The sequence below is a fragment of the Xenorhabdus stockiae genome, from assembly GCF_002632825.1.
Lineage (GTDB): Bacteria > Pseudomonadota > Gammaproteobacteria > Enterobacterales > Enterobacteriaceae > Xenorhabdus > Xenorhabdus stockiae.
In genome coordinates this window covers 93,482-117,944 of record NZ_NJAJ01000011.1, presented here as the reverse complement: position 1 = coordinate 117,944, position 24,463 = coordinate 93,482, and the positions used below count along the sequence as shown (strand labels likewise).

The 24,463-nt window shown below is 42.1% G+C and carries 24 protein-coding genes; 11 read left to right on the top strand and 13 right to left on the bottom strand.

The genetic code is table 11. The annotated features are described in order from the left end of the window. Positions 1-23 precede the first annotated feature (23 nt). Entirely contained in the window at positions 24-746 is a 723-nt protein-coding gene (sanA, locus tag Xsto_RS07675; protein ID WP_099109164.1) for an outer membrane permeability protein SanA, read from the top strand. 33 nt (positions 747-779) lie between these two features. On the opposite strand, the gene yeiB is transcribed toward sanA, so the two are convergent. The 3 genes from yeiB to Xsto_RS07660 all read right to left on the bottom strand — a co-directional run bounded on the left by yeiB (position 780) and on the right by Xsto_RS07660 (position 3,974). Further along, a complete protein-coding gene (gene yeiB, locus Xsto_RS07670; RefSeq protein WP_099124675.1) occupies positions 780-1,943 on the bottom strand; it encodes a DUF418 domain-containing protein YeiB in 1,164 nt (387 codons plus the stop codon). Between the two features lie 15 nt (positions 1,944-1,958). Next, positions 1,959-2,627, bottom strand: a complete 669-nt coding sequence (folE, locus tag Xsto_RS07665; RefSeq protein WP_099109162.1) for a GTP cyclohydrolase I FolE — start codon at positions 2,625-2,627, stop codon at positions 1,959-1,961. Between the two features lie 207 nt (positions 2,628-2,834). Then, positions 2,835-3,974, bottom strand: a complete 1,140-nt coding sequence (locus Xsto_RS07660; protein ID WP_193756890.1) for a YbfB/YjiJ family MFS transporter — start codon at positions 3,972-3,974, stop codon at positions 2,835-2,837. A 252-nt stretch (positions 3,975-4,226) separates the two neighbouring features. On the opposite strand from Xsto_RS07660, the gene moeA reads away from it, so the two are divergent. Next, the gene (moeA, locus tag Xsto_RS07655; protein WP_099124674.1) at positions 4,227-5,468 is read left to right on the top strand and encodes a molybdopterin molybdotransferase MoeA; all 1,242 of its coding nucleotides are present in this window, start codon (positions 4,227-4,229) and stop codon (positions 5,466-5,468) included. A gap of 12 nt (positions 5,469-5,480) precedes the next feature. Further along, entirely contained in the window at positions 5,481-6,236 is a 756-nt protein-coding gene (gene moeB, locus Xsto_RS07650; protein WP_099109193.1) for a molybdopterin-synthase adenylyltransferase MoeB, read from the top strand. 39 nt (positions 6,237-6,275) lie between these two features. Here moeB and Xsto_RS07645 read toward each other — a convergent pair whose 3' ends face one another. Continuing rightward, complete coding sequence (locus Xsto_RS07645; protein WP_099124673.1) at positions 6,276-7,871, bottom strand: ABC-F family ATPase; 1,596 nt, start codon at positions 7,869-7,871, stop codon at positions 6,276-6,278. A gap of 277 nt (positions 7,872-8,148) precedes the next feature. Here Xsto_RS07645 and Xsto_RS07640 point away from each other — a divergent pair, with 277 nt between their 5' ends. Together Xsto_RS07640 and Xsto_RS07635 are read left to right on the top strand one after the other, a co-directional pair. Beyond that, positions 8,149-9,153 carry a Gfo/Idh/MocA family protein gene (locus Xsto_RS07640; protein WP_099124672.1) on the top strand — a complete coding sequence of 335 codons (1,005 nt, stop codon included), beginning with the start codon at positions 8,149-8,151 and terminating at the stop codon, positions 9,151-9,153. Positions 9,154-9,199: 46 nt separating this feature from the next. Beyond that, positions 9,200-9,817: a short chain dehydrogenase gene (locus Xsto_RS07635; RefSeq protein WP_099124671.1), complete on the top strand. Its 618-nt coding sequence runs from the start codon at positions 9,200-9,202 to the stop codon at positions 9,815-9,817. 77 nt (positions 9,818-9,894) lie between these two features. Here Xsto_RS07635 and Xsto_RS07630 read toward each other — a convergent pair whose 3' ends face one another. The 4 genes from Xsto_RS07630 to Xsto_RS07620 all read right to left on the bottom strand — a co-directional run bounded on the left by Xsto_RS07630 (position 9,895) and on the right by Xsto_RS07620 (position 12,390). After that, positions 9,895-11,112, bottom strand: coding sequence for an MFS transporter (locus Xsto_RS07630; RefSeq protein ID WP_099124670.1), 1,218 nt, complete (start codon positions 11,110-11,112; stop codon positions 9,895-9,897). 330 nt (positions 11,113-11,442) lie between these two features. Beyond that, a complete protein-coding gene (locus Xsto_RS22140) occupies positions 11,443-11,727 on the bottom strand; it encodes a GNAT family N-acetyltransferase (protein ID WP_241537906.1) in 285 nt (94 codons plus the stop codon). Continuing rightward, the gene (locus Xsto_RS22135; RefSeq protein WP_241537905.1) at positions 11,720-11,911 is read right to left on the bottom strand and encodes a hypothetical protein; all 192 of its coding nucleotides are present in this window, start codon (positions 11,909-11,911) and stop codon (positions 11,720-11,722) included. Before Xsto_RS22135 ends, Xsto_RS22140 begins: the two co-directional genes overlap by 8 nt. Before the next feature lie 14 nt (positions 11,912-11,925). After that, positions 11,926-12,390, bottom strand: a complete 465-nt coding sequence (locus Xsto_RS07620) for a GNAT family N-acetyltransferase (protein ID WP_099124669.1) — start codon at positions 12,388-12,390, stop codon at positions 11,926-11,928. 274 nt (positions 12,391-12,664) lie between these two features. Here Xsto_RS07620 and rhtA point away from each other — a divergent pair, with 274 nt between their 5' ends. From rhtA to Xsto_RS07605, 3 genes are all read left to right on the top strand, one after another. Then, positions 12,665-13,555 (top strand): threonine/homoserine exporter RhtA, encoded by an 891-nt coding sequence (gene rhtA / locus Xsto_RS07615; protein WP_099124668.1) that lies wholly within the window; start codon positions 12,665-12,667, stop codon positions 13,553-13,555. Positions 13,556-13,752: 197 nt separating this feature from the next. Beyond that, on the top strand, positions 13,753-14,259 hold the full coding sequence (dps, locus tag Xsto_RS07610; protein WP_099109154.1) for a DNA starvation/stationary phase protection protein Dps: 507 nt from the start codon (positions 13,753-13,755) through the stop codon (positions 14,257-14,259). A gap of 300 nt (positions 14,260-14,559) precedes the next feature. Continuing rightward, positions 14,560-14,781, top strand: a complete 222-nt coding sequence (locus Xsto_RS07605; protein WP_045969765.1) for an alkylphosphonate utilization protein — start codon at positions 14,560-14,562, stop codon at positions 14,779-14,781. A gap of 58 nt (positions 14,782-14,839) precedes the next feature. On the opposite strand, the gene dinG is transcribed toward Xsto_RS07605, so the two are convergent. Beyond that, the gene (dinG, locus tag Xsto_RS07600; RefSeq protein WP_099124692.1) at positions 14,840-16,972 is read right to left on the bottom strand and encodes an ATP-dependent DNA helicase DinG; all 2,133 of its coding nucleotides are present in this window, start codon (positions 16,970-16,972) and stop codon (positions 14,840-14,842) included. Positions 16,973-17,236: 264 nt separating this feature from the next. Between dinG and Xsto_RS21380 the strand changes: the two genes are divergently transcribed. Together Xsto_RS21380 and sseA are read left to right on the top strand one after the other, a co-directional pair. Further along, on the top strand, positions 17,237-17,407 hold the full coding sequence (locus Xsto_RS21380; protein WP_169926606.1) for a hypothetical protein: 171 nt from the start codon (positions 17,237-17,239) through the stop codon (positions 17,405-17,407). A gap of 79 nt (positions 17,408-17,486) precedes the next feature. After that, on the top strand, positions 17,487-18,329 hold the full coding sequence (gene sseA / locus Xsto_RS07595; protein ID WP_099124667.1) for a 3-mercaptopyruvate sulfurtransferase: 843 nt from the start codon (positions 17,487-17,489) through the stop codon (positions 18,327-18,329). A 281-nt stretch (positions 18,330-18,610) separates the two neighbouring features. On the opposite strand, the gene Xsto_RS07590 is transcribed toward sseA, so the two are convergent. From Xsto_RS07590 to rhlE, 4 genes are all read right to left on the bottom strand, one after another. Continuing rightward, positions 18,611-18,859, bottom strand: coding sequence for a GlsB/YeaQ/YmgE family stress response membrane protein (locus tag Xsto_RS07590; protein ID WP_099109153.1), 249 nt, complete (start codon positions 18,857-18,859; stop codon positions 18,611-18,613). Positions 18,860-19,507: 648 nt separating this feature from the next. Then, complete coding sequence (locus tag Xsto_RS07585) at positions 19,508-20,782, bottom strand: bifunctional O-acetylhomoserine aminocarboxypropyltransferase/cysteine synthase (protein ID WP_099109152.1); 1,275 nt, start codon at positions 20,780-20,782, stop codon at positions 19,508-19,510. Positions 20,783-21,202: 420 nt separating this feature from the next. Next, positions 21,203-22,174, bottom strand: a complete 972-nt coding sequence (gene dusC / locus Xsto_RS07580; RefSeq protein ID WP_099124666.1) for a tRNA dihydrouridine(16) synthase DusC — start codon at positions 22,172-22,174, stop codon at positions 21,203-21,205. 4 nt (positions 22,175-22,178) lie between these two features. Then, a complete protein-coding gene (gene rhlE / locus Xsto_RS07575) occupies positions 22,179-23,513 on the bottom strand; it encodes an ATP-dependent RNA helicase RhlE (RefSeq protein ID WP_099109150.1) in 1,335 nt (444 codons plus the stop codon). A gap of 271 nt (positions 23,514-23,784) precedes the next feature. Between rhlE and Xsto_RS07570 the strand changes: the two genes are divergently transcribed. Further along, entirely contained in the window at positions 23,785-24,462 is a 678-nt protein-coding gene (locus Xsto_RS07570) for a transcriptional regulator (protein WP_099124665.1), read from the top strand. The last annotated feature ends 1 nt before the right edge of the window (position 24,463 follow it).

The following is a 24,463-nucleotide window of genomic DNA, read 5'->3' as shown; positions in this document are numbered from 1 at the left end:
TGGTTATATAAAAGGCAAAAATAATGTGGAAGCATCTAATTACCAGCCTAATCCTCATAATAGCTGTTTTTATACTATCAGCTATTATGCTTGATCGCTGGATCAGCTGGAAAACGGCTCCCTATATTTTTGATGACCTCAGACAACTTCCAGAACGAGAAGTGGGCATGGTTTTGGGTACATCCAAATATTATAAAGCCGGCGCATATAACCAATATTATTTCTACCGTATTCAGGGAGCTGTTAACGCCTATAACAGTGAAAAAGTTAAATATCTGCTATTAAGCGGAGATAATGCCCAACACAGCTATAATGAACCCAATACGATGCGAAGAGATCTCATTAAAGCAGGTATTCCGGCCTCTAAAATTGTGATGGATTTTGCAGGCTTCCGGACCTTAGATTCGGTTGTCAGAACTCGAAAGGTATTTGATACCAATGACTTCACCATTATCACCCAGCGCTTCCATTGTGAACGCGCTCTCTTTATTGCGATGCACATGGGTATAGAAGCGCAATGTTATGCCGTTTCTTCCCCTAAAAATATGATGACGATACGTTTTCGTGAAGTATTTGCCCGCCTTGGTGCCTGGGCTGACCTGTATATCTTAAAACGCGAACCCCGTTTTCTGGGGCCTTTAACCCCCATTCCCAGCCAGCAGATCGCCCCTACAGGCATTGAAGGCTATCCTGCAGTATCACCAGAAGAGTTACAGGGGATGGAAACTAGGAATCGTAGCAAATAAGAGCCTATTAACGGAAAATAGGCTCTTAATCGTTTAAAATCTCTCTTGCAGTTTTCTGGTCAGTACCCGCCAGAGTTTTTCAGCAGGCCCTTGCTGATAACGTTTTAACCACCAGCAGGCAAACCCGATATTACATCCCCAAATAAAAGGGACGAATATTAACAATTCCCAGCGAGCAAATTGATTAAACAGCCCCAAATGATAAAAAAGTGTGGTGCAAATTAAAGTTTGCATTAAATAGCAGCTCAGCGCCATTCTGCCAACCTGCTGTAGCCAGAAAACTACTCGACAACGGAATATAACCGGCCAGAACCCATAAATCAGCGCCACATACGATAATGCGATAAATGGTGTCGCTAATTCAGTGATGGTCTGTCGGATAGTCCAGGCAGTGAAGTAGCTATAAGGATATAAATACAATACTGACAGGGCGAGAGAGTGAATCAACAAGCCAATGACAAACAGCCACAGAGCCGCACGACGATAGTGATGAAGGCTGTACATGCCCTTCAGCCAACCATTACGTAATAGCATTGCGCCGCAAAGCATAGTTCCAATTATCTGCCAGCTATATTGCACAATAGTCACTATCATTACACCGCTGATCTGATTGATACGGTGCTCTATCGCCACTAACCCACCATGGGTTTTCCAGTAACTTTCATGCAAAATATCCTGCTCTAACGGATGCCAGAAAGTACTGTTTTCCTCTACCGGAAATAGCCCCAATAGGTAGAACATCATCAGTCCAAATAAATAAAAGACAATGCCCTGTTTGAATAAATTGGGCCACTTATTGATCCAATGTAATACCAGAAGGCCAGCCAGACCATATGACAGCAGGATATCGCCATCCCAGAGCAAAATTCCGTGCAATAAACCAATAACCGCCAGAATCACTAACCTACAACGATTCCAGTAGCAATCCCGCTGCCTCAATAATTCAAGTGATGCGCCAAATAACAGCGTTAAAATAAATAAAAATTTTCCCTGAGCAAATGTGTTCAGGGCAGACCATGTTAATACATCAGAAAACAGAACATCGGCTTTATAAAAGAGATTAGTATAAGCGGCATAGGGCAACGCAAAGCCTGAGATATTCAGTAACAATATGCCCAGAACAGCAAAACCACGCACGCTATCAAGCACTGCAATCCTGTGGCTCGCTGCTCCACTATTTAATTTACTACTTGTCATAGTAATGCAGGTTCATCACGATAAGTGCAAATGGCGCACGGCACGCAAAAATTCCTGTCGTGTATTTTGACTGGACTTAAACAAACCGCCAAGAGATGTGGTCGTTGTGGTACTGGTAGCATCACGGATACCACGCGCCTTTACACAGTAGTGCACAGCATCAATAGAAACAGCAACATTATTTGTGCCAAGCAGAGCCTGAAGTGCAATCAAAATTTGCTGAGTCAATCGTTCCTGTACCTGTGGGCGTTGCGCAAAAAACTGGACGATGCGGTTAATTTTCGATAACCCAATCACTTTATCCTTAGGAATATAAGCTACAGTGGCTTTCCCATCGATAGTCACAAAATGGTGTTCGCAAGTGCTGGTTAGTGTGATATCCCGCACTGTCACCATCTCATCGACTTTCATTTTATTTTCTATCAGCGTGATTTTCGGAAAATTTCTGTAATCCAAACCTGAAAATATTTCATCCACATACATTTTTGCAATACGACTCGGCGTATCCGCCAGACTGTCATCACTCAAATCGAGGTTTAACAGCTTCATAATTTCTGTCATGTGTTCCTCAATGCGGACTTTTCGCACTTCAGGCTCTAAAGTCTGTTCACGCAGTGGGGTTTCAAGACCACGCTCAACCAGTGCCGAATGCACCAGCGCGGCTTCTGTACTTAAGGATGACATCGAATTCTCCAAAGATAATACTTCCATTACATGATATCCATTGATGGGACATTTGCTCATATTGTTACCACGAACAACTATATCAACATTGAATATTGAATAGCTATACCTGCCAACATTCAAATTGTAGCCTGACAGGCTATATACTGACCCCCATCAGGGCAGGCGCACAATATACCTGCACAGTACCAATGCGCCAAATCAGGATTATTTATAAGAGGTTTTATTGCGATTAAATACCAGCAATCCCGCAATAACCAAGCCAATAAATGCAATATAGAGCGCCGGTTCCAATTTACCGGTCAGCCAAGTCGAAATAGCTGATAGCATCGGCCCGACCAATTGCCCCAGCGCATAACCGGTGGTTAATAGCCCGGCCATATAATGAGTATGGCTGGGAGCCAGTTCGCGCCCATACAGCAATGCCAGCTGCACCACACACATAAAACCACCTCCCACCAGAAATGCGCCGATAACAAGGCCACTGATTCCGGGTACAACTTCTGCTACCAATATACCCAGTGCCTGAAGCCAGAGTGTGATAGCCAGACGAATTTGTGCTGTTGAAATATGACGCAACAGAATTCCCATCGCAATACCGATGACAGATGCTCCTCCGAATATCGGCCAGACAAACTGTGCAAACAAGCTACCGGGAAAACGTTCTGAAGCCATTTGAGAAAGAAATGTGGCGGGTAGAATATAGCCAAATCCGGCAAGGGTGTAACTCCATACCAACCGCTTAATTTCAGGAGTTAAAGCAAGTTTTTGCATTGCAGTTTGTGGTCGATGTAATTCTCCCCGGCGTGGTAAATAGCGACTGGCATAAACACTACACAATAGCGCCAGAATGCCATAAATAACCCATGCCTGAGCCGCATTCATATCCCACGATTGAATCCCAACCGCCAGCACTCCGCTGACCAGAATACCAATCCCGGTTCCGGCAAAGACCGCGGCACTTAACCCCGGGCGATTCAGCTTTGCCAGTTCATCGTTTGACCATGCAGCAACCAATACCAATGTCCAGCCACTCGCCCAGCCAATAAAAAAGCGGGCAATGCTGTGTAATAGCGGGCCGTCGAGCAGGGCTGACAGAAGTGTAATAATGACTGCCCCCCATAAACCTGCCCACAAACGATATTCCACAAACCGTTTCGCCCGCATCGCATCGTAAGAACCGGCAAAATAGCCAAGGTAATTAAATGCCGCCACAATCCCGGCTTCCGTCAGCGTGAATTGTGATTCAGCAATCATCAGTGGAACTTGTGGCGTGAAGGTAAAGCGCCCTATTCCCATCGCAACAACTAAAGCAAGAAAGCTGCTCAATGCGATTTGAATAGCCAGATAGTTACTATTATCAGATGTTGTAATTTGGTTACTCATAGTGATTAAATTTTCATGTAATCGTTTGTTTTAATTGTCGTAATTTAGTTATAGCAAATCATGGATATGATATACATCTTTTATTAGTCAATCCGCACCGCTTTCTTTTATCCTTCAAGCAGTAATCTGGAATCTATTCGGTATAACAATTTCCCATTAAAAGGATCTTTGCCATAATGCCACCATGCTATTTGCCGCACATTGGGAGTTATCATGGATCATTGTTATACCTCAGGCTTAATTTCACTCGAACAGGCGTTAGAAAAACTACTGTCCCAGACCGCCCCTCTCTCCGAAACCGAAACAATCAGCCTGATGCACTCAGCAGGCCGCATTACTGCCACAGCTATTATTTCCCCAATTAATGTTCCACCGTTTGATAACTCAGCGATGGATGGCTATGCCATTCGCCTTGCCGATTTGAACGAAACACAGACGTTACCGCAAGCCGGGAAAGCGCTGGCTGGTGTTCCATTTCAGGGGGAATGGCCCGCAGGTACCTGCATCCGCATTATGACTGGCGCCCCCATCCCCACAGGTACAGATGCCGTTGTTATGCAAGAGCACACAGAAACAACGGAAACAGGCATCCGGTTTACACATCCAGTTCGTCAGGGGCAGAACATCCGCACTATTGGCGAAGATATTGCCCAAAATACAGCAGTCCTGCCACAAGGCATTAAATTATCTACAGCACAATTGCCTCTGCTTGCCTCGCTGGGGATTGCAAAGGTTGAAGTGTTCCGCAAATTAAAAGTTGCTGTTTTTTCTACCGGCGATGAACTACAAGCCATTGGTGAGCCACTACAAACCGGGCAAATTTATGACACAAACCGTTTTGCCGTTCGCCTGATGCTGGAAAAACTGGATTGTGAAGTTATCGACCTCGGTGTCATTCCGGATGATCCTGATGCACTGCGCCACGCTTTTATTCAGGCTAACGACCTTGCTGATCTGGTTATCAGCAGTGGTGGGGTTTCCGTTGGTGAAGCCGATTACACTAAACAGATTCTGGATGAGATGGGCCAGATTAGCTTCTGGAAATTAGCCATTAAACCCGGTAAACCTTTTGCTTTCGGCAAGCTGGAAAAAGCGTGGTTTTGTGGCCTGCCGGGCAACCCGGTATCCGCGGTTCTGACCTTCTATCAGTTAGTACAGCCTCTGATTGCACACTTGTCCGGCTTCAGTTCATGGCTGCCCCCTCTTCGGCTTAATGCCAAAGCGGTTACACCGCTGAAAAAATCGCCCGGCAGATTGGATTTCCAACGCGGGATAGCGGTATTAAATGAACAGGGTGAATTAGAAGTAAAAACAACCGGTCATCAGGGTTCCCATATTTTCAGTTCATATAGTCTCGGCAATTGTTTTATTGTACTTGAACGGGAACGCGGCTCTGTTGCAGCGGGGGAAACAGTACAGATAGAATTTTTCAACCAGCTGCTGAAAAATCAATAAATGATTAAAGAAATGATTAGTGAACTCACAGATAAAGAAATGCTTCGTTACAATCGGCAGATTGTCCTGCGGGGTTTCGATTTTGACGGTCAGGAAAAATTAAAATCATCCAACGTGCTGATAGTCGGCTTGGGGGGGCTCGGCTGTGCCGCTTCCCAATATCTGGCCGCAGCGGGGATTGGAACAATCACATTATTGGATTTTGATACCGTTTCCCTGTCTAATTTACAGCGCCAGATCCTGCATCGTGATGAGCGTATTGGTATGGCTAAGGTTCATTCCGCTGCGCTGACGCTGCGGGAGATAAACCCGCATATTACTGTCCGTCCCGTTGAAGGATTATTAGATGATCCAGCTCTAAGCGAACTGATTATCCAGCATGATATTGTGCTGGATTGTACCGACAATGTTGCCATTCGCGAACAGCTTAATCGTTTATGTTATCGGCATAAAACGGCTTTAGTTTCCGGGGCTGCCATACGGATGGAAGGACAATTGTCAGTCTTTACCTATCATGAGAAAGAACCCTGTTACCGTTGTCTGAGCCGATTATTCGGTGAAAATAGCCTGACTTGTGTCGAAGCGGGTGTAATGGCACCACTTGTGGGTACAATTGGCTCATTACAGGCTATGGAGGCAATTAAGCTGCTGACTCAATACGGGAAAGTTGCTCGAAGCAGAGTTATACTGTTTGATGCGATGACAATGCAGTTTCGCGAAATAAAACTGCCTAAAGATACGCAATGTGAAGTGTGCGGCAGTAAATAAGGATTGACCCCGTTAAACGGGGTCATCTGATAAGCAGGATTATTGCGCAATTCCCTGACTTCTCAGATACTCATCATAAGTACCTTTAAAATCAACGACCTTATCAGATTTTATTTCCAGAATACGGCTGGCTAATGAGCTGACAAAAGCACGGTCATGAGAAACAAAAATCAGCGTACCTTCATAAAGTTCCAGTGACAGGTTCAGTGATTCGATAGATTCCATGTCCAAGTGGTTGGTCGGTTCATCCATAACCAGAATATTTGGCTTTTGCATCATCAGCTTGCCAAACAACATCCGGCCTTTTTCACCACCGGATAAAACTCCGACTTTCTTCCTGATATCATCCTGATTGAACAATAAGCGCCCCAGTACACTGCGTACTGCCTGCTCATCATCACCTTCACGTCTCCACTGGCTCATCCATTCAAACACAGTCAGGTTACCATCAAAATCACTGGCATGATCCTGTGCATAATAGCCAATAGTACTATTTTCAGACCATTTAACCGTACCGCTAGATGGTTCAGTTTCGCCGATCAGTGTTTTCAGCAGTGTCGTCTTACCGATACCGTTTTCACCAATCACCGCCATTTTTTCGCCAACTTCCATCAGCAGGTTCAAATTTTTAAACAGCGGGCCATTGTCATAACCTTTCGTCAGACCTTCTAGCTCCAGTGCATTACGGAACAGTTTTTTCTCTTGATCAAAGCGAATATAAGGGTTCTGACGGCTGGAAGCCTTCACTTCTTCTAACTGAATTTTGTCAATCTGACGGGCACGTGAAGTTGCCTGTTTGGATTTAGACGCATTAGCGCTGAAGCGGCTGACAAACGACTGCAATTCTACAATCTGCGCTTTCTTCTTAGCATTATCTGCCAACAGACGTTCGCGTGCCTGAGTTGCCGCCACCATATACTCATCATAATTACCCGGGAACTGGCGCAGTTCACCGTAATCCAAATCAGCCATATGCGTACATACAGTGTTCAGAAAGTGACGGTCATGGGAAATAATAATCATGGTACTATTGCGATCATTCAGTACTTGTTCCAGCCAGCGGATAGTATCAATATCCAGGTTGTTGGTTGGCTCATCAAGTAACAGAACATCAGGATCAGAAAACAGCGCCTGAGCCAGCAGGACACGCAATTTCCAGCCCGGAGCAACTGAACTCATCAAACCATAGTGCTGCTCTACCGGAATACCCACACCAAGTAATAATTCACCGGCACGGGCTTCTGCGCTGTAGCCATCCATTTCACCATAAGCAACTTCCAAATCAGCAACACGATAGCCGTCTTCTTCGCTCATTTCTGCCATGGCATAAATACGGTCACGTTCCTGTTTCACTTCCCACAACTCTGTGTGGCCCATGATAACTGTATCCAGTACCGTATATTCTTCAAAGGCAAACTGATCCTGACGTAATTTACCCAAACGCTCATTCGGATCGAGGCTGACATTACCGGAGGTCGGAGCTAAGTCTCCTCCCAAAATTTTCATAAAGGTTGACTTACCCGCACCATTGGCACCAATCAGGCCATAGCGGTTGCCGTTACCGAATTTAACAGAAATGTTTTCAAACAGAGGCTTACTGCCAAACTGCATAGTGATGTTGTTTGTACTTAACACAACTTTTGCTCTTAAAGTGAATAAAAAGGGAATTTGGAAAAATCGATAGTTGCCTATTATGCCACAATAAGAAAAAAGTATCGCCAGAATGCTTCTACAGCGCGCGTCAAAATCCATAATCTGAGCATTTCTATATCCAGCATAGGATATCAGGCAATAAATTTTCCTAATGTAACAATATAAATTATCGTCCATAAAGACATAGAATAAGCAAAAAGGCTATTATAAAATCGAACGGATATTGGCTATTCATAGATAAATATACCGGAAAAATAAAATGCAGAAAATCAGATGGGGTATTATTGGTTGTGGTAATGTAACAGAAGTAAAAAGTGGCCCCGCTTTTTATAAACTGGAAAATTCAGAATTAATTGCTGTCATGCGCCGGAATGAAGAATTAGCAAAAGATTTTGCTCATAGGCACAATGTCCCCAAATGGTATTCTGATGCTGAATCTCTGATTAACGATCCGGAAATTGATGCCGTTTATATTGCAACACCGCCCTCTAGTCATAAGAAATATACTTTATTAGCTGCCGCAGCCGGTAAAGCTGTTTATGTAGAAAAACCGATGGCTCTGACATTTTCAGAATGTAATGAAATGATTACTGCCTGCCAACGCTATAATGTGCCATTATTTGTCGCTTATTACCGTAGAGCATTACCAAGATTTTTAAAAATAAAAGAACTCATTGATTCAGGTGCGATTGGTACTCCACGTATTGTCAGTTGCCAATTATGCCGGGAAATGGAATCTCGCTATCTTGATCCCGAAAACCTTCCCTGGTTTGTACAGCCAGAAATATCCGGTGGGGGGTTATTTGTTGATTTAGCCTGCCATACACTGGATATGCTGGACTTTCTGCTGGGAAAAATTGTTTCCGTCAAAGGGCATGCGAACTCTCAGGCAAAAGCGTATCCGGCAGAAGATTGTGTTTCAATGTCATTCGTGTTTGAAAATCAAGTACAGGGCGTCGGAATCTGGAATTTTGTTGCCAGCTCTCGTGAAGATAGGGTGGAAATAATGGGGACAAAAGGCAAAATAATTTTTTCCACATTCGGGGATTCTCCAATTTCATATTACGATGACAAAAATACATTACATCAGTTTAATTTTGAAAATCCCAAAAATATTCAAATGCCATTTATACAGACAATTATTCAGCAATTAAGAGGAAAAGATATCAGCCCTTCTACTGGCATATCTGCCTCACGTACCAGTTGGGTTATTGATGAAGTGCTGAAAGAATATAGAGCTGAGCTACACTCAAAATTTAAATAAACATTATTTATCTGGCGTATTGTCATTCAATTACGGAGTCATAAATATGAAAATATTAGTGATAGGAGCAACAGGAAATATAGGAAAACACATTATCAGCAACATTAAAAAATACCATCCTTTGTTGGCTGATAACCCTACAGAGCTTGAGATTATTCAAGCCAGCCGTAACTCACCTGAATATTCGCTTGATGTGTTTGATAATCAACAATTAGATAATTTTTTATCTAAAAATAAAATGTTTGAAGCTATTATATGTGCATTTGGTAAAACCAACTGGACGAAGCCAGAAAGCCTGCGTGATTATGAGGAAAGCATCAAAAATAAAGCATTCGGTCAGATTAATGTTGCACTCCAAGCCTTAAAATACATTAAACCCGGTGGTTCAATTACTTTAACATCAGGTATTGTCGGCAAAATAATGTCACCTAATGGTTCTCAAACTGCCGTAACCAATGGGGCTATTGAAGCTTTTGTCCGCTCAGCAGCTACTGAAATCACAGATGCCCGAATTAACGTAGTCAGCCCCAAATTATTGGATGAATCATTTACTAATTACGCCAAATTTTTCCCCGGACAGGAGACCTGTACAGGTGAACAAATAGCGAAAGGCTATATACGCAGTATTTATGGCAAAGAAACAGGTGTGGTAATTGAAATATAGGTGTGAAATATAAATTCCGGGTGATTAGCGATTATAAAAATCGCTAATCACATTTTCTTTTTAAACACTTTTCAACATTAAGCCGCATCAAGTTTTTCATTTTTACCGATTATTATTCCCAAAATCCCTTGGATTGCCAGAACAAGGAAAAGCAACCACAGAACAAGAGTCCAGGAAGAGGTAAAATCATGAATATAACCAGAAATAAGTGGCCCACAAAATGCTATCAAATAACCAATTGATTGCATCATTGAGTTTGCTTTCGTAATATTAGTCGTATGATTAAAACGCAGCAGTGGTAACAAGAATGCAACTCCGGTACAAATACCTGCCCCAATCCCCATGATCATGACAGCAACAGGAATTAAATGTTTTTGACCATAAATAAATAAAATAATCCCCAGCATGCCAATAATAGGGTTAATAACAAACATGAATTCTTGTCTTTTTATTTTATAGATATAAAAGGCAGTCAATGTCGCAAAAGGTATTGCTACTAATGAGAATAGCGCAGCATAAGATGCTGCCTCAGTCTGGCCCATTCCATAAGAACTGATAATTTCGGGGAACCAGGCAGTAATAATATAAAAGTTAAACGATAACACAGAGAAATAGACAGCCATCATCCAGCATGAAATGCTTGACCACGGGTTAATCACCTTCACAGGTTTATCGTCATAATCATTACGGGCATTTGGGTTACTAACTGAATTTTTTTGTTTTCTATCGGAAAAGAACAGAATAAGGAGCACTGAAAATATGGGAATTAGTACCCAAATCCAGGAAACTTCATTCCAGGAAAAACCCAGCATATGCTTAATCGGTAACGTCAGACCGGTCGCCATTGCCGGCCCCAGATATAAAGATGCCGTATAGGATGACGACAGAAGAGCAACCCTGTTACTACCCAGACTTTTAAAGAATGAAGGTAATGCAATATTTCCCAGTGCAATAGCAAACCCAAACATAACTGTAGAAGCCAACAACAATATCAGAGAACTATTTAACCTTAGAATGTAAGCAACAATAGCAACCACAAATGTCATTAATAAGGTTTTATACAACCCTATTCTTCTTTCAAAATAAGGTGTTAAAGGAGAAAAAAAGAAAAAACACAGCGGTGACAGCGATGTTATTAAACCAAAGGTAGAATAGTTTATGTTTAAATCGTCAATAATTTCCTGAGACATTGGCGGGATATAAGATATTGGTACTCTCAACCCCAATCCCGCAATCATGATAAAGAGCAATAATTTGAAGATAAAGCTATTATTAAAGTGTTTCCCTATATTCATTATTTCACCACAGAAGTTTGAAGGCTTATCGTATTTTTAATTAAAAAGTTTCAGGATATACGAAATAAACTTACTGCATAACTAATTTTAAATTCTGGCAGACAAACCTTCATTTAGCAAGCTTCCAGAGAATTATCTATACTCAATGGATTTCAATATGCATCGTGGCGGCAAAGGAACTCATTCTCGGGAGCATAGACAACTATGTGACCAAGAATGAATGAGTGCGGCCAACAAAGAGGCAACTTGAAAGACGAAGGGTATATAACTTCCACTACAAATTTTCATTATAAGATAACTCTCTGTTCATTTTTAAAGAGAAGTTCACAGTTAACAAATTTTATTTTCTATAATAATTTCTGCCAACATCTCCTCATACTCTTCACAATAACCTACTTCGGTAAAACCAAAACGCTGATAAAACTGGCTATGACGTTGACTTGTTTCATCATAACAGACAGATATTTTGTAGCAATCAGCATATTGCTTCATTTCATCCAGTAATAATTTCATCGCAAGACTGCCAATTCCTTTATTCTGATGAGATTTGTCAATCATCATCCGATAAAGATTATACTCATTTGGCTTTCCTTCATTAACACAACGTTCATACATACATAGCAAAACCGATAATTTCTTCACCAAGACAAATTGCTCTTGGCCTACAGTATTGATTAAACTTTGATTCTGCAATTGACTCTGAATTTGGTGCAACAAACTGCTCCTGTCCAGATTCAACTTCGAGAGACATCACTTCTCGATAATTATTTTTATCTATATCTACTAAAGAAATCTTCACATTTAACTCCATAATCACAATGTAATAGCCATTAATTTATTGATTTCTTTATAACCTTCTCTTTCATAAAATTTTGTTGCCGAAATATTTTCAGATAAAACAGTCAGCTCCAAATGAGTAAAATTATTTTCCTTCGCCCACTTTTTCATTTCCGCTAATAATTCCTGACCAATACCCTGACCTCTCACATCTGGGCTGACAAATAAATCAATAACATAACCATATTCCCTTTGAACAAGGCAATTAAATGGTGGTGTCTGCTTTTTTTGTGCGATGCAAAAACCTTTTATATTTCCACTATTATCGTCTGCTACTAATAAATTAAAGTTATCATCACTAAGAGTGGAAATAATAAATGCCCTGTCCTGTTCAACCTTTTTCAGCCTTTCAGGCTGCAACTCAGCCATTTCTCTGAATAATGTTGTATAAAGTAATAAAATAGCATCAAGATCCTGCCCAGAAGCTGCCCTGATTAACATATCATTTCTCCTGAAAATCATGGTCTATTTATATTTAAGGAATAGCATAATAATCAAAGACGATAAAACCATCAACGAATTCTACCACCCTGCTTTTATACGAGGATATCGCTTTCATAATATGTGGATTAAGAGGAATTAATAACTATACTTCATGCTTATTCTCTTACACGTCAGCCTAGCGCTCATAAGACATAATCATGTTGTATTCTGTCTATTTCACTGCGAAGATGGCACTTCTAAAATAACATGTTGTAATTGAGGTTTTCTGTAAATGTCCTTTTCTAAACATCGGGCTGCATCTTTTTCTCTGCTTCCGATATTTTTATTATTAATTTCAATGACATCAATTCAGGCTGGTGCATCATTAGCTAAAACAGTATTTCATGTCATTGGGGCGCCTGGTGTGACTGCTCTGAGACTTGCGCTGGGAACCATCATTTTATTCCTGATTTTTAAACCCTGGCGTCTGAAATTTACGCGTTCATCTCTCACTCCTCTTCTTGCTTACGGCATTTCACTCGGTGGAATGAATTATCTGTTTTACATGGCATTATCCAAAATTCCCCTTGGTATTGCCGTTGCACTTGAATTTACCGGCCCACTGGCTGTCGCTATGTTTTCCTCACGCCGTCCCGTGGATTTTCTTTGGATCGTATTGGTTATTGCCGGATTAGGTTTTCTGTTACCTATCGGTGATGACGTCAGTACTCTTGATCCTGTCGGCATTTTATATGCACTGGGAGCGGGCGTTTTCTGGGCACTTTATATTATCTTTGGCCAACGGGCTGGGGCAGGTTATGGTGCAGCTACAGTTTCTATCGGCTCATTAATTGCTGCTGTTATTTTTTTTCCGGTGGGATTAATCCAAACCGGCCCGGCACTTCTGTTTGATGCCTCATTACTGCCTATTGCTCTGGGCATCGCTATCTTATCGACCGCACTTCCCTATACATTGGAAATGATCGCCCTTACACGTTTGCCAGCCAAAACATTCGGTACGTTAATGAGTCTGGAACCAGCATTAGGTGCCTTATCCGGTATCATTTTCCTGAATGAGCATTTAACCACAACACAGTGGCTCGCCCTTCTATGCATCATTTGTGCTTCAATTGGCTCTACTACAACCATGAAACAGAAAACTAAACTAGAAAAAGTTGAATAAAAACGGAAGATTATAGGAAACCACCTATGAAAACCGAAAGGTACTGACACCTTTCGGTTTTTACTATTACCGAGATTAATTACCGATGTTTTTATTAGCTATCAATTCGATAGCATAAAACGATATGACGTCTGCTCAATGTTCAGCTACTTTTAATGTATCCCATGTCATTAGTTTAAATTAAGGGAGCATTACAAATGAGTACTGCAAAATTTGTCAGAAAAAGTTCCTCCAAACTGATTTATACCCGTAATAATATCAGCGAGGGAGTAAAACAAAGTTCAATTTATGCACTAAATCATATGGTCATCCAGTTTACTGACCTGTCTCTGATGACTAAGCAGGCACACTGGAATATCCGCGGTAGAAACTTCATCGCCATCCATAAAATGCTGGATGACTTCCGTACTACACTCGTTGATCATCTCGATACCTTTGCCGAGCGTGTCGTGCAGCTAGGTGGAGTGGCATTAGGTACACTTCAGGAAGTTCACAAAGGAACTCAGCTGGAAAGTTACCCGACGGGTATTCACGATGTACAGGATCACTTAAAAGCACTGGCTGATCGTTATGCTATTGTTGCTAATGATATCCGTCAGGCTATTGGTGATGCGGAAGACGAAGATACAGCAGATATGTTCACAGCGGCTTCCCGTGACCTCGATAAGTTTTTATGGTTTCTTGAAGCCAATATTGAGCACTAAGATAAAAACACCATCATCATACACACTGGATTTCAAGATACATCGCTGCCTCAAGGAAGTTCATCCCCAGGAGCATAGAGCTATGTAACTGGGGTGAACCAGCGCAGCCACCAAAGAGATAATTTGAAAGACAAAGTGATTTGAAAGACAAAGTGCATAGGCCGTTATTGCGGCCTTTTTTATTATAAAAAATATCTAAAATAGAAGTTATAACCTAAAAAATCAGACTAACCTTTAAAAAATTCATTTTTCTCTCTATAATGCCGTCTGCTTTAAAAATAAACATGAGGACAATATACAATGGATATCGAAGTTAAAGATTCCAACGGTGCCCTGCTGAATGATGGTGATTCAGTACAAGTTATCAAAGATCTGAAAGTTAAAGGCACCTCTAAGACGCTGAAACGTGGCACATTAATTAAAAATATTCGCCTTACCCACCGTGAAGACGAAATCGAATGTAATGCTGATAAAATCAAAGGGTTAGTACTGAAAACCTGTTTCCTGAAAAAAATCGGATAAATAACAGTTATCAGCCTAACTTTACCTTAAGGATAAATAATATTAACTTTTATATTATTTATCCTTTTTTCATTTTCAGTAATATTTCTTCCGAAGGTATATCTGGTTGTTCAATCGGAAAAACAGGCAATGCCCCCAACAAACGGGAACCATAACGCTTGGTCAGCAACCTTTTGTCATAAATTACCACATCACCATGGCACTCATGACTGCGTATAAGTCTTCCCACTTGTTGAATAAGACTAAAAGAAGCACTCGGCAAGCTCTGCACTTCAAAAGGATATCGTTTCAGGGATTTAAGCCACTCACTTTCGGTGATAATGACGGGGTTTGTGACAGGCGGAAAAGCAATTTTATGGATGTGTACCTGTGAAAGGTAATTACCTTTCAAATCCAGTCCTTCAGCAAAAGACTGCAATCCAACCAGAACACTGGGCTGCCCTTCGTCAATACGTTTGCAATGGGTTTCCACCAGCCGATATCGTGGTTGATCCCCCTGCACCAGTAACATCAGCCGTAAATCTTTTACAAATTGGAGAAAACCCTCCATCGCACGTTGGCTGCTAAACAGCACTAACATTCCCTGATGAGCACCCAACAGTATTTGCGAACGGAAATAACGCGCCATTTCCTCAAGATGTTGCATTTCATTATGGATTGTAGGCTCCAGCGTCATTCGCGGAATAATCAGACGCCCTTGGCGAACATGTTCAAAAGGGGAAGCTAAAGTAACAAAACGGTCATCATAATTTTCATGCAGTCCCGTCAGCTCCTGAATACGGGAAAAGCTGCTAAGAGAGCGCAATGTCGCGGATGTTACGACAATATGAGGGATGTTTCGCCACAATAACTGAGTTAATTGTTCACTGACCCGAATCCCCGCGCAGTGAAAGTAAAGATGTGACTGATTCTTCTCATAACGGCGTGTCAGCCACTTTGAGATAGGAGCATGGGAAGATTCTTCCTGCGAAGCCAGACGCCACAGCTTTGCCATATTTTCGAAATAACCCAGTGTCCTGCTAGTCAGCAAGATAGCGCGATGCAACCTGACAATATCCTGTTTCGCAGTTTGATCGGTAAGATCATTTAGAATCGCTTCAGATAAGCTACGTAGGCCATCTGTCAGTTTAAATAGTGTCTGACAGCACAGCAGTAAATTATCCGGTAATTTTCCCAGTTCAAATAAGTATTCTTCTGCATCCCCTCGTTCGGGCAATAATGCCTGTGTGATATCAGCCAGCTCCCTGAAACACTCGCGGATTTTTTCACAATGAGCCTGCAAACGGTTTATTTCAGCCAAAGCAGGCGGTTTTGCCGGACGGAACTGAAGCAAATATTGCTCGACATGACGAACAAAGGAATCCAACTGCCCATTCAACTGAAATAGCGTAATCTCTCCTTCCACCTCCAGTGAATCCCTTGCAACATCCGGGATATGATGGCCTTCATCCAGAACCAGCAACATATTTTTAGCTTCCGGCAGGACGGATTCACTTTCCAATGCCGCTATCACCAAAGAATGATTGGCAACGACAACATCAGCATCTTCAATCTCCCTTCGGGCCAGAAAGAATGGACAACGATGATAAAACTGACAGTTACGGGCCAGACAGTTCATCTTATCAGTACTGACCTTTGACCATAGCGAATCCGACAATGCCAGCTGATGATGATCCCGCAAACCATCCCAGCCAAAAGTAGAGTAATCATTGCGTAACCTGCGACACAGTTCTCGTTCTTCACTATTCGCAACAGCAGTCTTATCTTCCACCAGCAGCATTAAATCAATTTGCTCCCCCTCTGCGGCACAAATAGCTTCCAGATTACGCGGACAAACATAACGTGCGCGACCAAAAGCCCCGGTGAATTTCAAATCCGGGATGATTTTTCGTAATAGCGGTAGATCCTTACTGTAAATCTGATCCTGTAAAGCCACATTAGCAGTACTCACGACTAATGGCTTCTGCTCAGCCCGACTGACGGCAATCCCAGGAATAAGGTAGGATAATGTTTTTCCTACTCCGGTGGGCGCTTCTATAACCAAATGCCGCCCTTCATCATCTGCCAGTGTTTTCGCCACTTCTGCAATCATCTGACGTTGGGGAGCCCTTGGAATGAAACCATCAATGTGGGTGGATAACGCCTTATACCATTGACTGATTTGATTTTTTATTGAACTGGAAAGTGCCATATATTTTGCTGCATGAGAATTATCACCCCATTCTCCCACAGAGTTACCCTCAGATCAGCCTGATATCGCGATTATTGGGAACAGCTTTCCAGCTTTTTTACAGAAAAAACCAGAAAGTCGCTTATTGCTTGTCTGGAGTGTAGAAGCCGATATACTTCTATACCCGTTGTCTTTCAAGTTGTCTCTTTGTTATTGGCGGCGATGCAACTGGAAATCCATTGGGTATAACCTTCTACATGACTAAGAATTTTATCGGGAACAAAGATGAAAAAGATCCTGCTTGTTATTATCGTACTATTCACCCTCGGTTCTATCGGAGGCATTATTTTAGCAGGAATGAACATGTATAACCGTTCAACCGCCTCAGCAGAAGAGACACAACAAGTACAGCAAGAAACGGTACATCAGGAAAACGTACAATCCGGGCAACAGTAATAGCCGATATACCCTCAGACTTATTGCAGTACCCAATTTAGTAGTATAACGCACGGAATATCCAATGACGGAGAAGCTTATGAACAGTCAATATTTTGTTACTCCACAATGGCTAAGCGAACATCTTAATGATGAGAATATTGTTGTTATTGATGCCAGTGCTCCCATGCCAACTGAATCCATTGATTATCAGCAGAAATGGCTGGAGAAACATATACCGGGTTCCGGCTTTTTTGATCTTGATAAAATAGCCGACCTTCAGAGTCCATTACCACATATGCTCCCTGCTCCGGAAACTTTCCAAAAAGCCGTTAGCGAAATGGGAATCAGTGAAAATCACCTGATCGTCATTTACGATCAGGGAAATATGTTTTCTGCACCACGGGCATGGTGGACATTTAAAACTTTTGGCGCAAAAAACATCCGTATTCTTGAAGGGGGTTTACAAGGCTGGCAACAGGCTGGTTACCCAACTGAATCGGGAGCAGTCAGCCACCATGCGCAGGTATTCAATATCCATTTTTCTCCCGAACATGTCATTTCCCGGCAGCAGATCCTTGATATTCTCCATAATGAGGAGGAAAAAACACAAGTTGTCGATGCCAGATCGGTAGAGCGTTTTCAGGCCAGAGCACCTGAGCCACGCCCGGGTTTAAGAATGGGCCATGTTCCCGGTTCAAAAAATGTCCCGTGGACAGCGCTACTTGAAAATGGACATTACAAATCGCCGGATGAAATTAAACTTATCTTTAAACAACAAGGTGTCGATTTGGATCAACCCATTATCACTAGTTGTGGCTCCGGGATGACAGCAGCCGTTTTAATACTGGGGCTTGATATAATTGGTCATAAAAAAACAGCATTATACGATGGTTCATGGGCTGAATGGGGAGCTGATGATAATCTCCCATTAGAGAAATAATAATATACTTGAGTGGTTGAGCTGTTTCACACTGGCAAAAATAATTTAAAAGATAAAAGTTATATATACAATGGATTTCAAGATGCGTCGCGGCGGCAAGGGAGTTAATCCCCAGGAGCATAGATAAACCGTATGTTTATAAAAACGGAGACCGGAGTGAGCGAGCGCAGCTAACAAAGAGGCAACTTGAAAGACGAAGTGTATAAAGGGCATCAAATTATCATGCCCTTTTTCTATCACTCATCTTAAATCTATTATTAAGATTAATAAGTACTATTAAATTAATTAGAAACTTTGTGATATATAAACAGGACAACCAGTGCACCAATAACAGCAATGGCAAAACTTCCCAAATTAAATCCATCTACTTTTCCCATGCCAAAGAATGTACTTATATAGCCCCCGACAACTGCACCAATAATCCCTAAAATCACCGTCATAATGATACCGCTGCTATTATCACCCGGCATAATCCACTTCGCTATGATCCCGGCAATTAAACCAAAGATGATCCATGACAGAATACCCATACTCAACCCCCTGATTTTATTAAATATACCATTTTATCTCAAACCACCTATTTTTGGCTGGCTTCATTTTCCCTGACCGCATAATTATCTATGGTCTCGGGAATAAATGCCCTTGACGCCGCGATGCAGCTCGAAACTCTGGGTATATTGGGTATCAATAAGAGCTAACGCCCTGATGAGATTTTACTGAGAATGTCTTAACTACATTCCCTAATTTAAGACACTAACTAAAAAAATTGCAAATAGTAGAAAGCTGTCAGTTTATGAATAATAATAAGGAATGATAGGGTTCAGTTAAATCAAAATATGTCTTTAATTAATTTAATATCATTGTTGTTTTTGATTAATTAAACATTTCCTCAGATATTTAAAAATCGAATTAATCGAAAAATAGTCCGGACATTATAATTATATGAATTCTATATACCCGATAAAAAAACAATGTGCGGATGCCATCGGAGTAGGCAAATATAGCCACTCATCCTCGGTATGTGGTTATGAATATAGAATCGTCAGTTTTTTGCAGGATTACTGAGAGGCTCCTGCCTCTCACCAGAGGCCAGCTTTTGGCTGGACAAATTCATTCATGACGAATTTGTCATTCCTTCGCCACTACAACATAGCTTGCAATTCGTTGGTATATTTCAATTATTTTGCCATATCCAATGCTTGTGCAAGATCTGCAATAATGTCATCACTATGCTCAATGCCGATAGATAAACGGATCAAATCTCGTGATGCGCCGGCTTTTATCAACTCTTCTTCATTTAATTGACGATGAGTTGTAGACGCCGGATGACAAGCCAATGATTTAGCATCACCAATATTAACCAAACGTGTAATCAGTTGCAGAGCATCAATAAAACGTGTCGCTGCTTTTTCCTCTCCCTTAATACCGAAAGATAAAATAGCAGAAGGTTTCCCTCCCATATAGCGTACAGCCAAATCATATTCAGGGTGTGTCGGTAGCCCGGCGTATTTAACCCAGGATACCAAAGGATGTTGTTCCAGATATTGAGCAACTTTCAAGGCATTTTCAGTATGACGTTCCATACGAAGAGCGAGTGTTTCAAGGCCCTGTAGAATCAAAAAGGCATTAAAAGGGGAAAGGGACGCACCTGTACTACGCAACTGCCCAACACGACAACGGGCAATAAATGCTGCTACACCAAAATGTTCGAGATAATTTATACCATGATAGGCAGGATCTGGCGTATTCAAAACAGCAAAACGATCCTTATAGTCTGCCCAAGGAAAATTGCCCGAATCAATCACTATTCCACCAATAGAATTTCCATGACCACCAATATACTTGGTCAGGGAATGTACGATAATATCGGCACCATGTTCAAACGGACGACACAAGTAAGGTGTTGCAACGGTATTATCGGCAATAAGTGGAATACCGTGCCGATGAGCAATATCAGCGAATGCACGGATATCAATAATATTCCCGCTTGGATTACAGATCGTTTCACAAAAAACGGCTTTGGTTCTTTCATCAATCATCGATTCAAGAGCTGCAAGATCGTCATGATCAACAAAACGGACTTCAATCCCAATATTTGGGAAATTATGTGTCATTAAGTTATAAGTTCCGCCATACAATTTTGCTACAGAAACAATGTTATCTCCCAGGCCAGTAATTGTCTGAATAGCATAGGTGATTGCTGCCATGCCAGAGGCAACAGCAAGTGCACCCACTCCTCCTTCTAAAGCAGCAATACGTTTTTCCAGCACATCATTAGTCGGGTTCATAATGCGGGTGTAAATGTTGCCTTCAACTTTTAAATCAAATAAATCAGCGCCATGCTGTGAGTCATCAAAGGCATAGGACGTTGTTTGATAAATTGGGACTGCAACTGCTTTAGTTGTAGGGTCAGGAGAGTAACCGGCATGAATGGACAGTGTTTCTAATTTCATTGGCATTTCCTTCATTGAATTACAAGTAAGGTCATAATGAAATGGACATTTCTCAGGCCCGCTTCAGCATCCGATGATGAATAACATCAGCAAAACATGAAGAAATGTCTCACGGAACAAATGATCAAATTTGTGACAATCCAGCTGACAGATGTGGTCAATTCAGACAATTTGCTTATGAAATATTCAATATGTATACACAATATCTTTCAGGCTACATCGCGGCAGCAAGGGTGTTCATCCCCGAAAGCATAGATAACCGTCTGTCTGTAAAAAAGGTGACTGGGGTGAATAAGCGCAACCAGCAAAGGCGCAATCTGAAAAACGAAGTGTATAGCATCTTTCAGAATAGAGAACAATAACGATAAAAATAACATCATTATCATTGTAGAAACTGATAGGGACCTGAGAATACGTCAACTAAACCGCTGCGTTATCAACCAAATACATGTCGTTCTCTACAACTCGAGAAATCATTTCAGCTATAGCCGATGACGTTTTTAATGCCCTGACTTGCACAAATAGCTCCTCAGCTTCACGGTATTCTCTACGTAGATAACCAAGCCATTGCTTAATACGGGCGACATGATATAAACCGGTATCTCCTTGTTTTTCCAACAGGGTGTATTTCTGTAATAGCCGGAGCACACCATGCCACGACATTTTCGGTTCATTAAATTTAATCACCCGGCTTAAATTCGGCACATGCAGCGCACCACGGCCAATCATCACTGAATCACATCCGGTGACTTTGAGACACTCCTGTGCACTTTGCCAGTCCCATATTTCTCCATTCGCAATGACCGGTATGGCAAGGCGACGGCGGATCTCGCCAATCGCCTGCCAGTTTATGCGTTCTGCTTTATAGCCATCTTCCTTAGTACGTCCATGCACTACCAGTTCAGTTGCACCTGCCTGCTGAACAGCATCTGCAATTTCAAACTGCCGGGCATCGGAATCCCATCCCAGACGTACTTTGACTGTAACCGGCAATTCTGCCGGTACAGCTTGCCGCATGGCTTTGGCTCCTCGGTAGATAAGCTCGGGATCTTTCAGTAAAGTAGCCCCGCCGCCATTACCATTGACAGTTTTGGAAGGACAGCCACAATTTAAATCAACGCCCCACGAACCCAATTCCACCGCTCTGACTGCATTTTCAGCCAGCCATGACGGATCTTGCCCTAAAAGCTGTATCCTGACCGGTGTTCCCGATGGCGTCCTGCTCTGGCGATACAGTTCAGGACACAAACGGTAAAAAGACTTTACCGGCAATAAGCTATCCACGATCCGCAGGAATTCCGTAATACAGAGATCGTAATCATTGACCTCACTAAGCAATTCCCTGACCAGTGAATCCAGAACGCCTTCCATCGGAGCCAGCAAAACGCGCATTGTATTACTCTCCTGCTACCGCTTTAGCTGGTCTGCGATTGCGAGGTTTCTGTGATGAGGCACTCTTTGGCCATACATTCTTGTTGCGTGAATGGCCATGATTTTGCCGGTTAGCGCCCTGTTTATCACCGGTACGCTGAGCTCGGGGCTGATTGCTGCGCCCGTTACGGCCATTCTGGATAGGCTCTGCTTTAATCGAAGGATCGGGTTCATAGCCGGGAGTGGTGATACGCGGAATTTCCCGTTTCAGCAAGCGCTCAATATCTTTCAATAACTTATGTTCATCAACACATACCAGAGAGATTGCCTGCCCTGTTGCTTCGGCACGACCGGTACGACCGATACGATGCACATAATCTTCTGCAACATTCGGCAATTCATAGTTAACAACATGAGGTAGCTGGTCAATATCCAGCCCACGGGCCGCGATATCCGTTGCAACTAATGCCCGTATCTGACCACTTTTAAAATCAGCCAATGCACGGGTTCTAGCCCCCTGGCTCTTATTGCCATGAATCGCTGCCGCAGTAACACCATCTTTATTGAGCTGTTCTGCCAAACGGTTTGCGCCATGTTTCGTACGGGTAAATACCAGTACCTGTTGCCAGTTCTGGCTGCCAATCATATAAGAAAGCAATTCCCCTTTGCGTTTCTTATCTACAAAATGGACAGCCTGTTCAATTTGCTCAGAAGCTGAATTACGACGGGCAACTTCTACACTGACCGGATCACGCAGCAATTTGTTAGCCAGATTTTTGATCTCATCCGAGAATGTTGCTGAAAACAGCAGATTCTGACGTTTGGCTGGCAGTTTATTCAGTACCCGACGAATATCATGAATAAAGCCCATATCCAACATACGATCCGCTTCATCCAGGATCAGCATTTCCACGTGGGATAGGTCTACGGCATTTTGGTGTTCCAAATCCAGCAAACGCCCTGGTGTTGCTACTAAAATATCGACTCCACCACGCAATTTCATCATTTGCGGGTTGATACTGACCCCTCCAAATACCACAAAGGAACGTAGCCGGAGATATTTGCTATAATTGCGGACATTTTCCCCCACTTGTGCCGCCAGTTCACGGGTTGGCGTCAGGATCAAAGCCCTGACCGGGCGACGCCCTTTAGATTGAATGGGAGATTCACTCAATAACTGTAAGATAGGCAAAGTAAAACCTGCCGTTTTCCCCGTTCCAGTCTGGGCACTCGCCAGTAGATCTTTACCGGACAACACAACAGGAATTGCCTGTTGCTGAATAGGGGTAGGCTCTGCGTATCCTTGTTCTTCAATGGCACGCAAAATATCAGCCTTCAAGCCGAGTGACTCAAAATTCATAAATAAGAAATACTCCAGACTTCACCATTCCTGATATCAATTCAGGGGCAGTTTTATGGGAAGAGAAAAGACGCGATAAAACGCTTAGAAATTACATAAACTGCAATGCACCATAGGTGCGGCATTATAACAGATATGTTTTTTCAAACAGCATGCAGCATAGGTAAATTTATGTCATCTTTACATCAGGATGCTTTAGTTTTAAAGTTAATCATACGATTGATATATTTATGACCATTTTAATGGCTCTTATCACAGGATATTTTCCAACATGGCAGCGAAAACGGCTCAGACGTCACGAGGCGAACAAGCTAAGCAACAACTTCTTGAATCTGCATTAGAGATTTTTGGTAAATCAGGTCTGGAAGGCGCAACTACCCGTAATATTGCCCAACACGCAAAACAAAATATCGCCGCCATTGCTTATTATTTTGGCTCTAAAGAAGGGCTATATCTTGCTGTCGCACAACATATTGCCGACAGATTAAAAGCAGAATTTTCCCTGCTGATTGCATCTATTGACCAATTTTTTATCACAACGCCTCAACCTTATCCGCAAGAACAGATACTGGCATTTATTCATCAGGGGCTGATTAGCTATAACCATCTCATTTTCGATAAAAGCAGCCTTAATCTCAGCCGTATTATGTCGCATGAACAATTGACGCCTACAGAAGCTTATAGCGTTATTCATGAACAGGGACTTGCTCCGATTTATTCCCGCCTGAATAAACTCATTGCCCATTATATCGGCGCTGATGAAGGTCACGTTTCCACCCAAATCCACACACATGCCTTATTAGGGGAAATCCTCTCCTTCCGGTTGGCACGGGAAGCTCTATTACGTCAGACCGGCTGGGATAATATTGGTACCCGAGAATATGAGTTAATTAATCAGGTCTTAACTCAACATATTAATATATTACTTAATGGACTGAGGAAAAAATAAC

Bases quoted from the DNA above. Each gene is read 5' to 3' on its own strand.
- rhtA (WP_099124668.1), top strand. From the start codon at position 12,665: ATGTCCTTTTCTAAACATCGGGCTGCATCTTTTTCTCTGCTTCCGATA.
- Xsto_RS22140 (WP_241537906.1), bottom strand. From the start codon at position 11,727: ATGTATGAACGTTGTGTTAATGAAGGAAAGCCAAATGAGTATAATCTT.
- Xsto_RS07585 (WP_099109152.1), bottom strand. From the start codon at position 20,782: ATGAAATTAGAAACACTGTCCATTCATGCCGGTTACTCTCCTGACCCT.
- dusC (WP_099124666.1), bottom strand. From the start codon at position 22,174: ATGCGCGTTTTGCTGGCTCCGATGGAAGGCGTTCTGGATTCACTGGTC.
- Xsto_RS07630 (WP_099124670.1), bottom strand. From the start codon at position 11,112: ATGAATATAGGGAAACACTTTAATAATAGCTTTATCTTCAAATTATTG.
- moeB (WP_099109193.1), top strand. From the start codon at position 5,481: ATGATTAGTGAACTCACAGATAAAGAAATGCTTCGTTACAATCGGCAG.
- Xsto_RS07570 (WP_099124665.1), top strand. From the start codon at position 23,785: ATGGCAGCGAAAACGGCTCAGACGTCACGAGGCGAACAAGCTAAGCAA.
- Xsto_RS07605 (WP_045969765.1), top strand. From the start codon at position 14,560: ATGGATATCGAAGTTAAAGATTCCAACGGTGCCCTGCTGAATGATGGT.
- Xsto_RS07620 (WP_099124669.1), bottom strand. From the start codon at position 12,390: ATGTTAATCAGGGCAGCTTCTGGGCAGGATCTTGATGCTATTTTATTA.
- Xsto_RS21380 (WP_169926606.1), top strand. From the start codon at position 17,237: ATGAAAAAGATCCTGCTTGTTATTATCGTACTATTCACCCTCGGTTCT.
- Xsto_RS07640 (WP_099124672.1), top strand. From the start codon at position 8,149: ATGCAGAAAATCAGATGGGGTATTATTGGTTGTGGTAATGTAACAGAA.
- sanA (WP_099109164.1), top strand. From the start codon at position 24: ATGTGGAAGCATCTAATTACCAGCCTAATCCTCATAATAGCTGTTTTT.
- moeA (WP_099124674.1), top strand. From the start codon at position 4,227: ATGGATCATTGTTATACCTCAGGCTTAATTTCACTCGAACAGGCGTTA.
- rhlE (WP_099109150.1), bottom strand. From the start codon at position 23,513: ATGAATTTTGAGTCACTCGGCTTGAAGGCTGATATTTTGCGTGCCATT.
- yeiB (WP_099124675.1), bottom strand. From the start codon at position 1,943: ATGACAAGTAGTAAATTAAATAGTGGAGCAGCGAGCCACAGGATTGCA.
- dinG (WP_099124692.1), bottom strand. From the start codon at position 16,972: ATGGCACTTTCCAGTTCAATAAAAAATCAAATCAGTCAATGGTATAAG.
- folE (WP_099109162.1), bottom strand. From the start codon at position 2,627: ATGTCATCCTTAAGTACAGAAGCCGCGCTGGTGCATTCGGCACTGGTT.
- Xsto_RS07635 (WP_099124671.1), top strand. From the start codon at position 9,200: ATGAAAATATTAGTGATAGGAGCAACAGGAAATATAGGAAAACACATT.
- dps (WP_099109154.1), top strand. From the start codon at position 13,753: ATGAGTACTGCAAAATTTGTCAGAAAAAGTTCCTCCAAACTGATTTAT.
- sseA (WP_099124667.1), top strand. From the start codon at position 17,487: ATGAACAGTCAATATTTTGTTACTCCACAATGGCTAAGCGAACATCTT.
- Xsto_RS07590 (WP_099109153.1), bottom strand. From the start codon at position 18,859: ATGGGTATTCTGTCATGGATCATCTTTGGTTTAATTGCCGGGATCATA.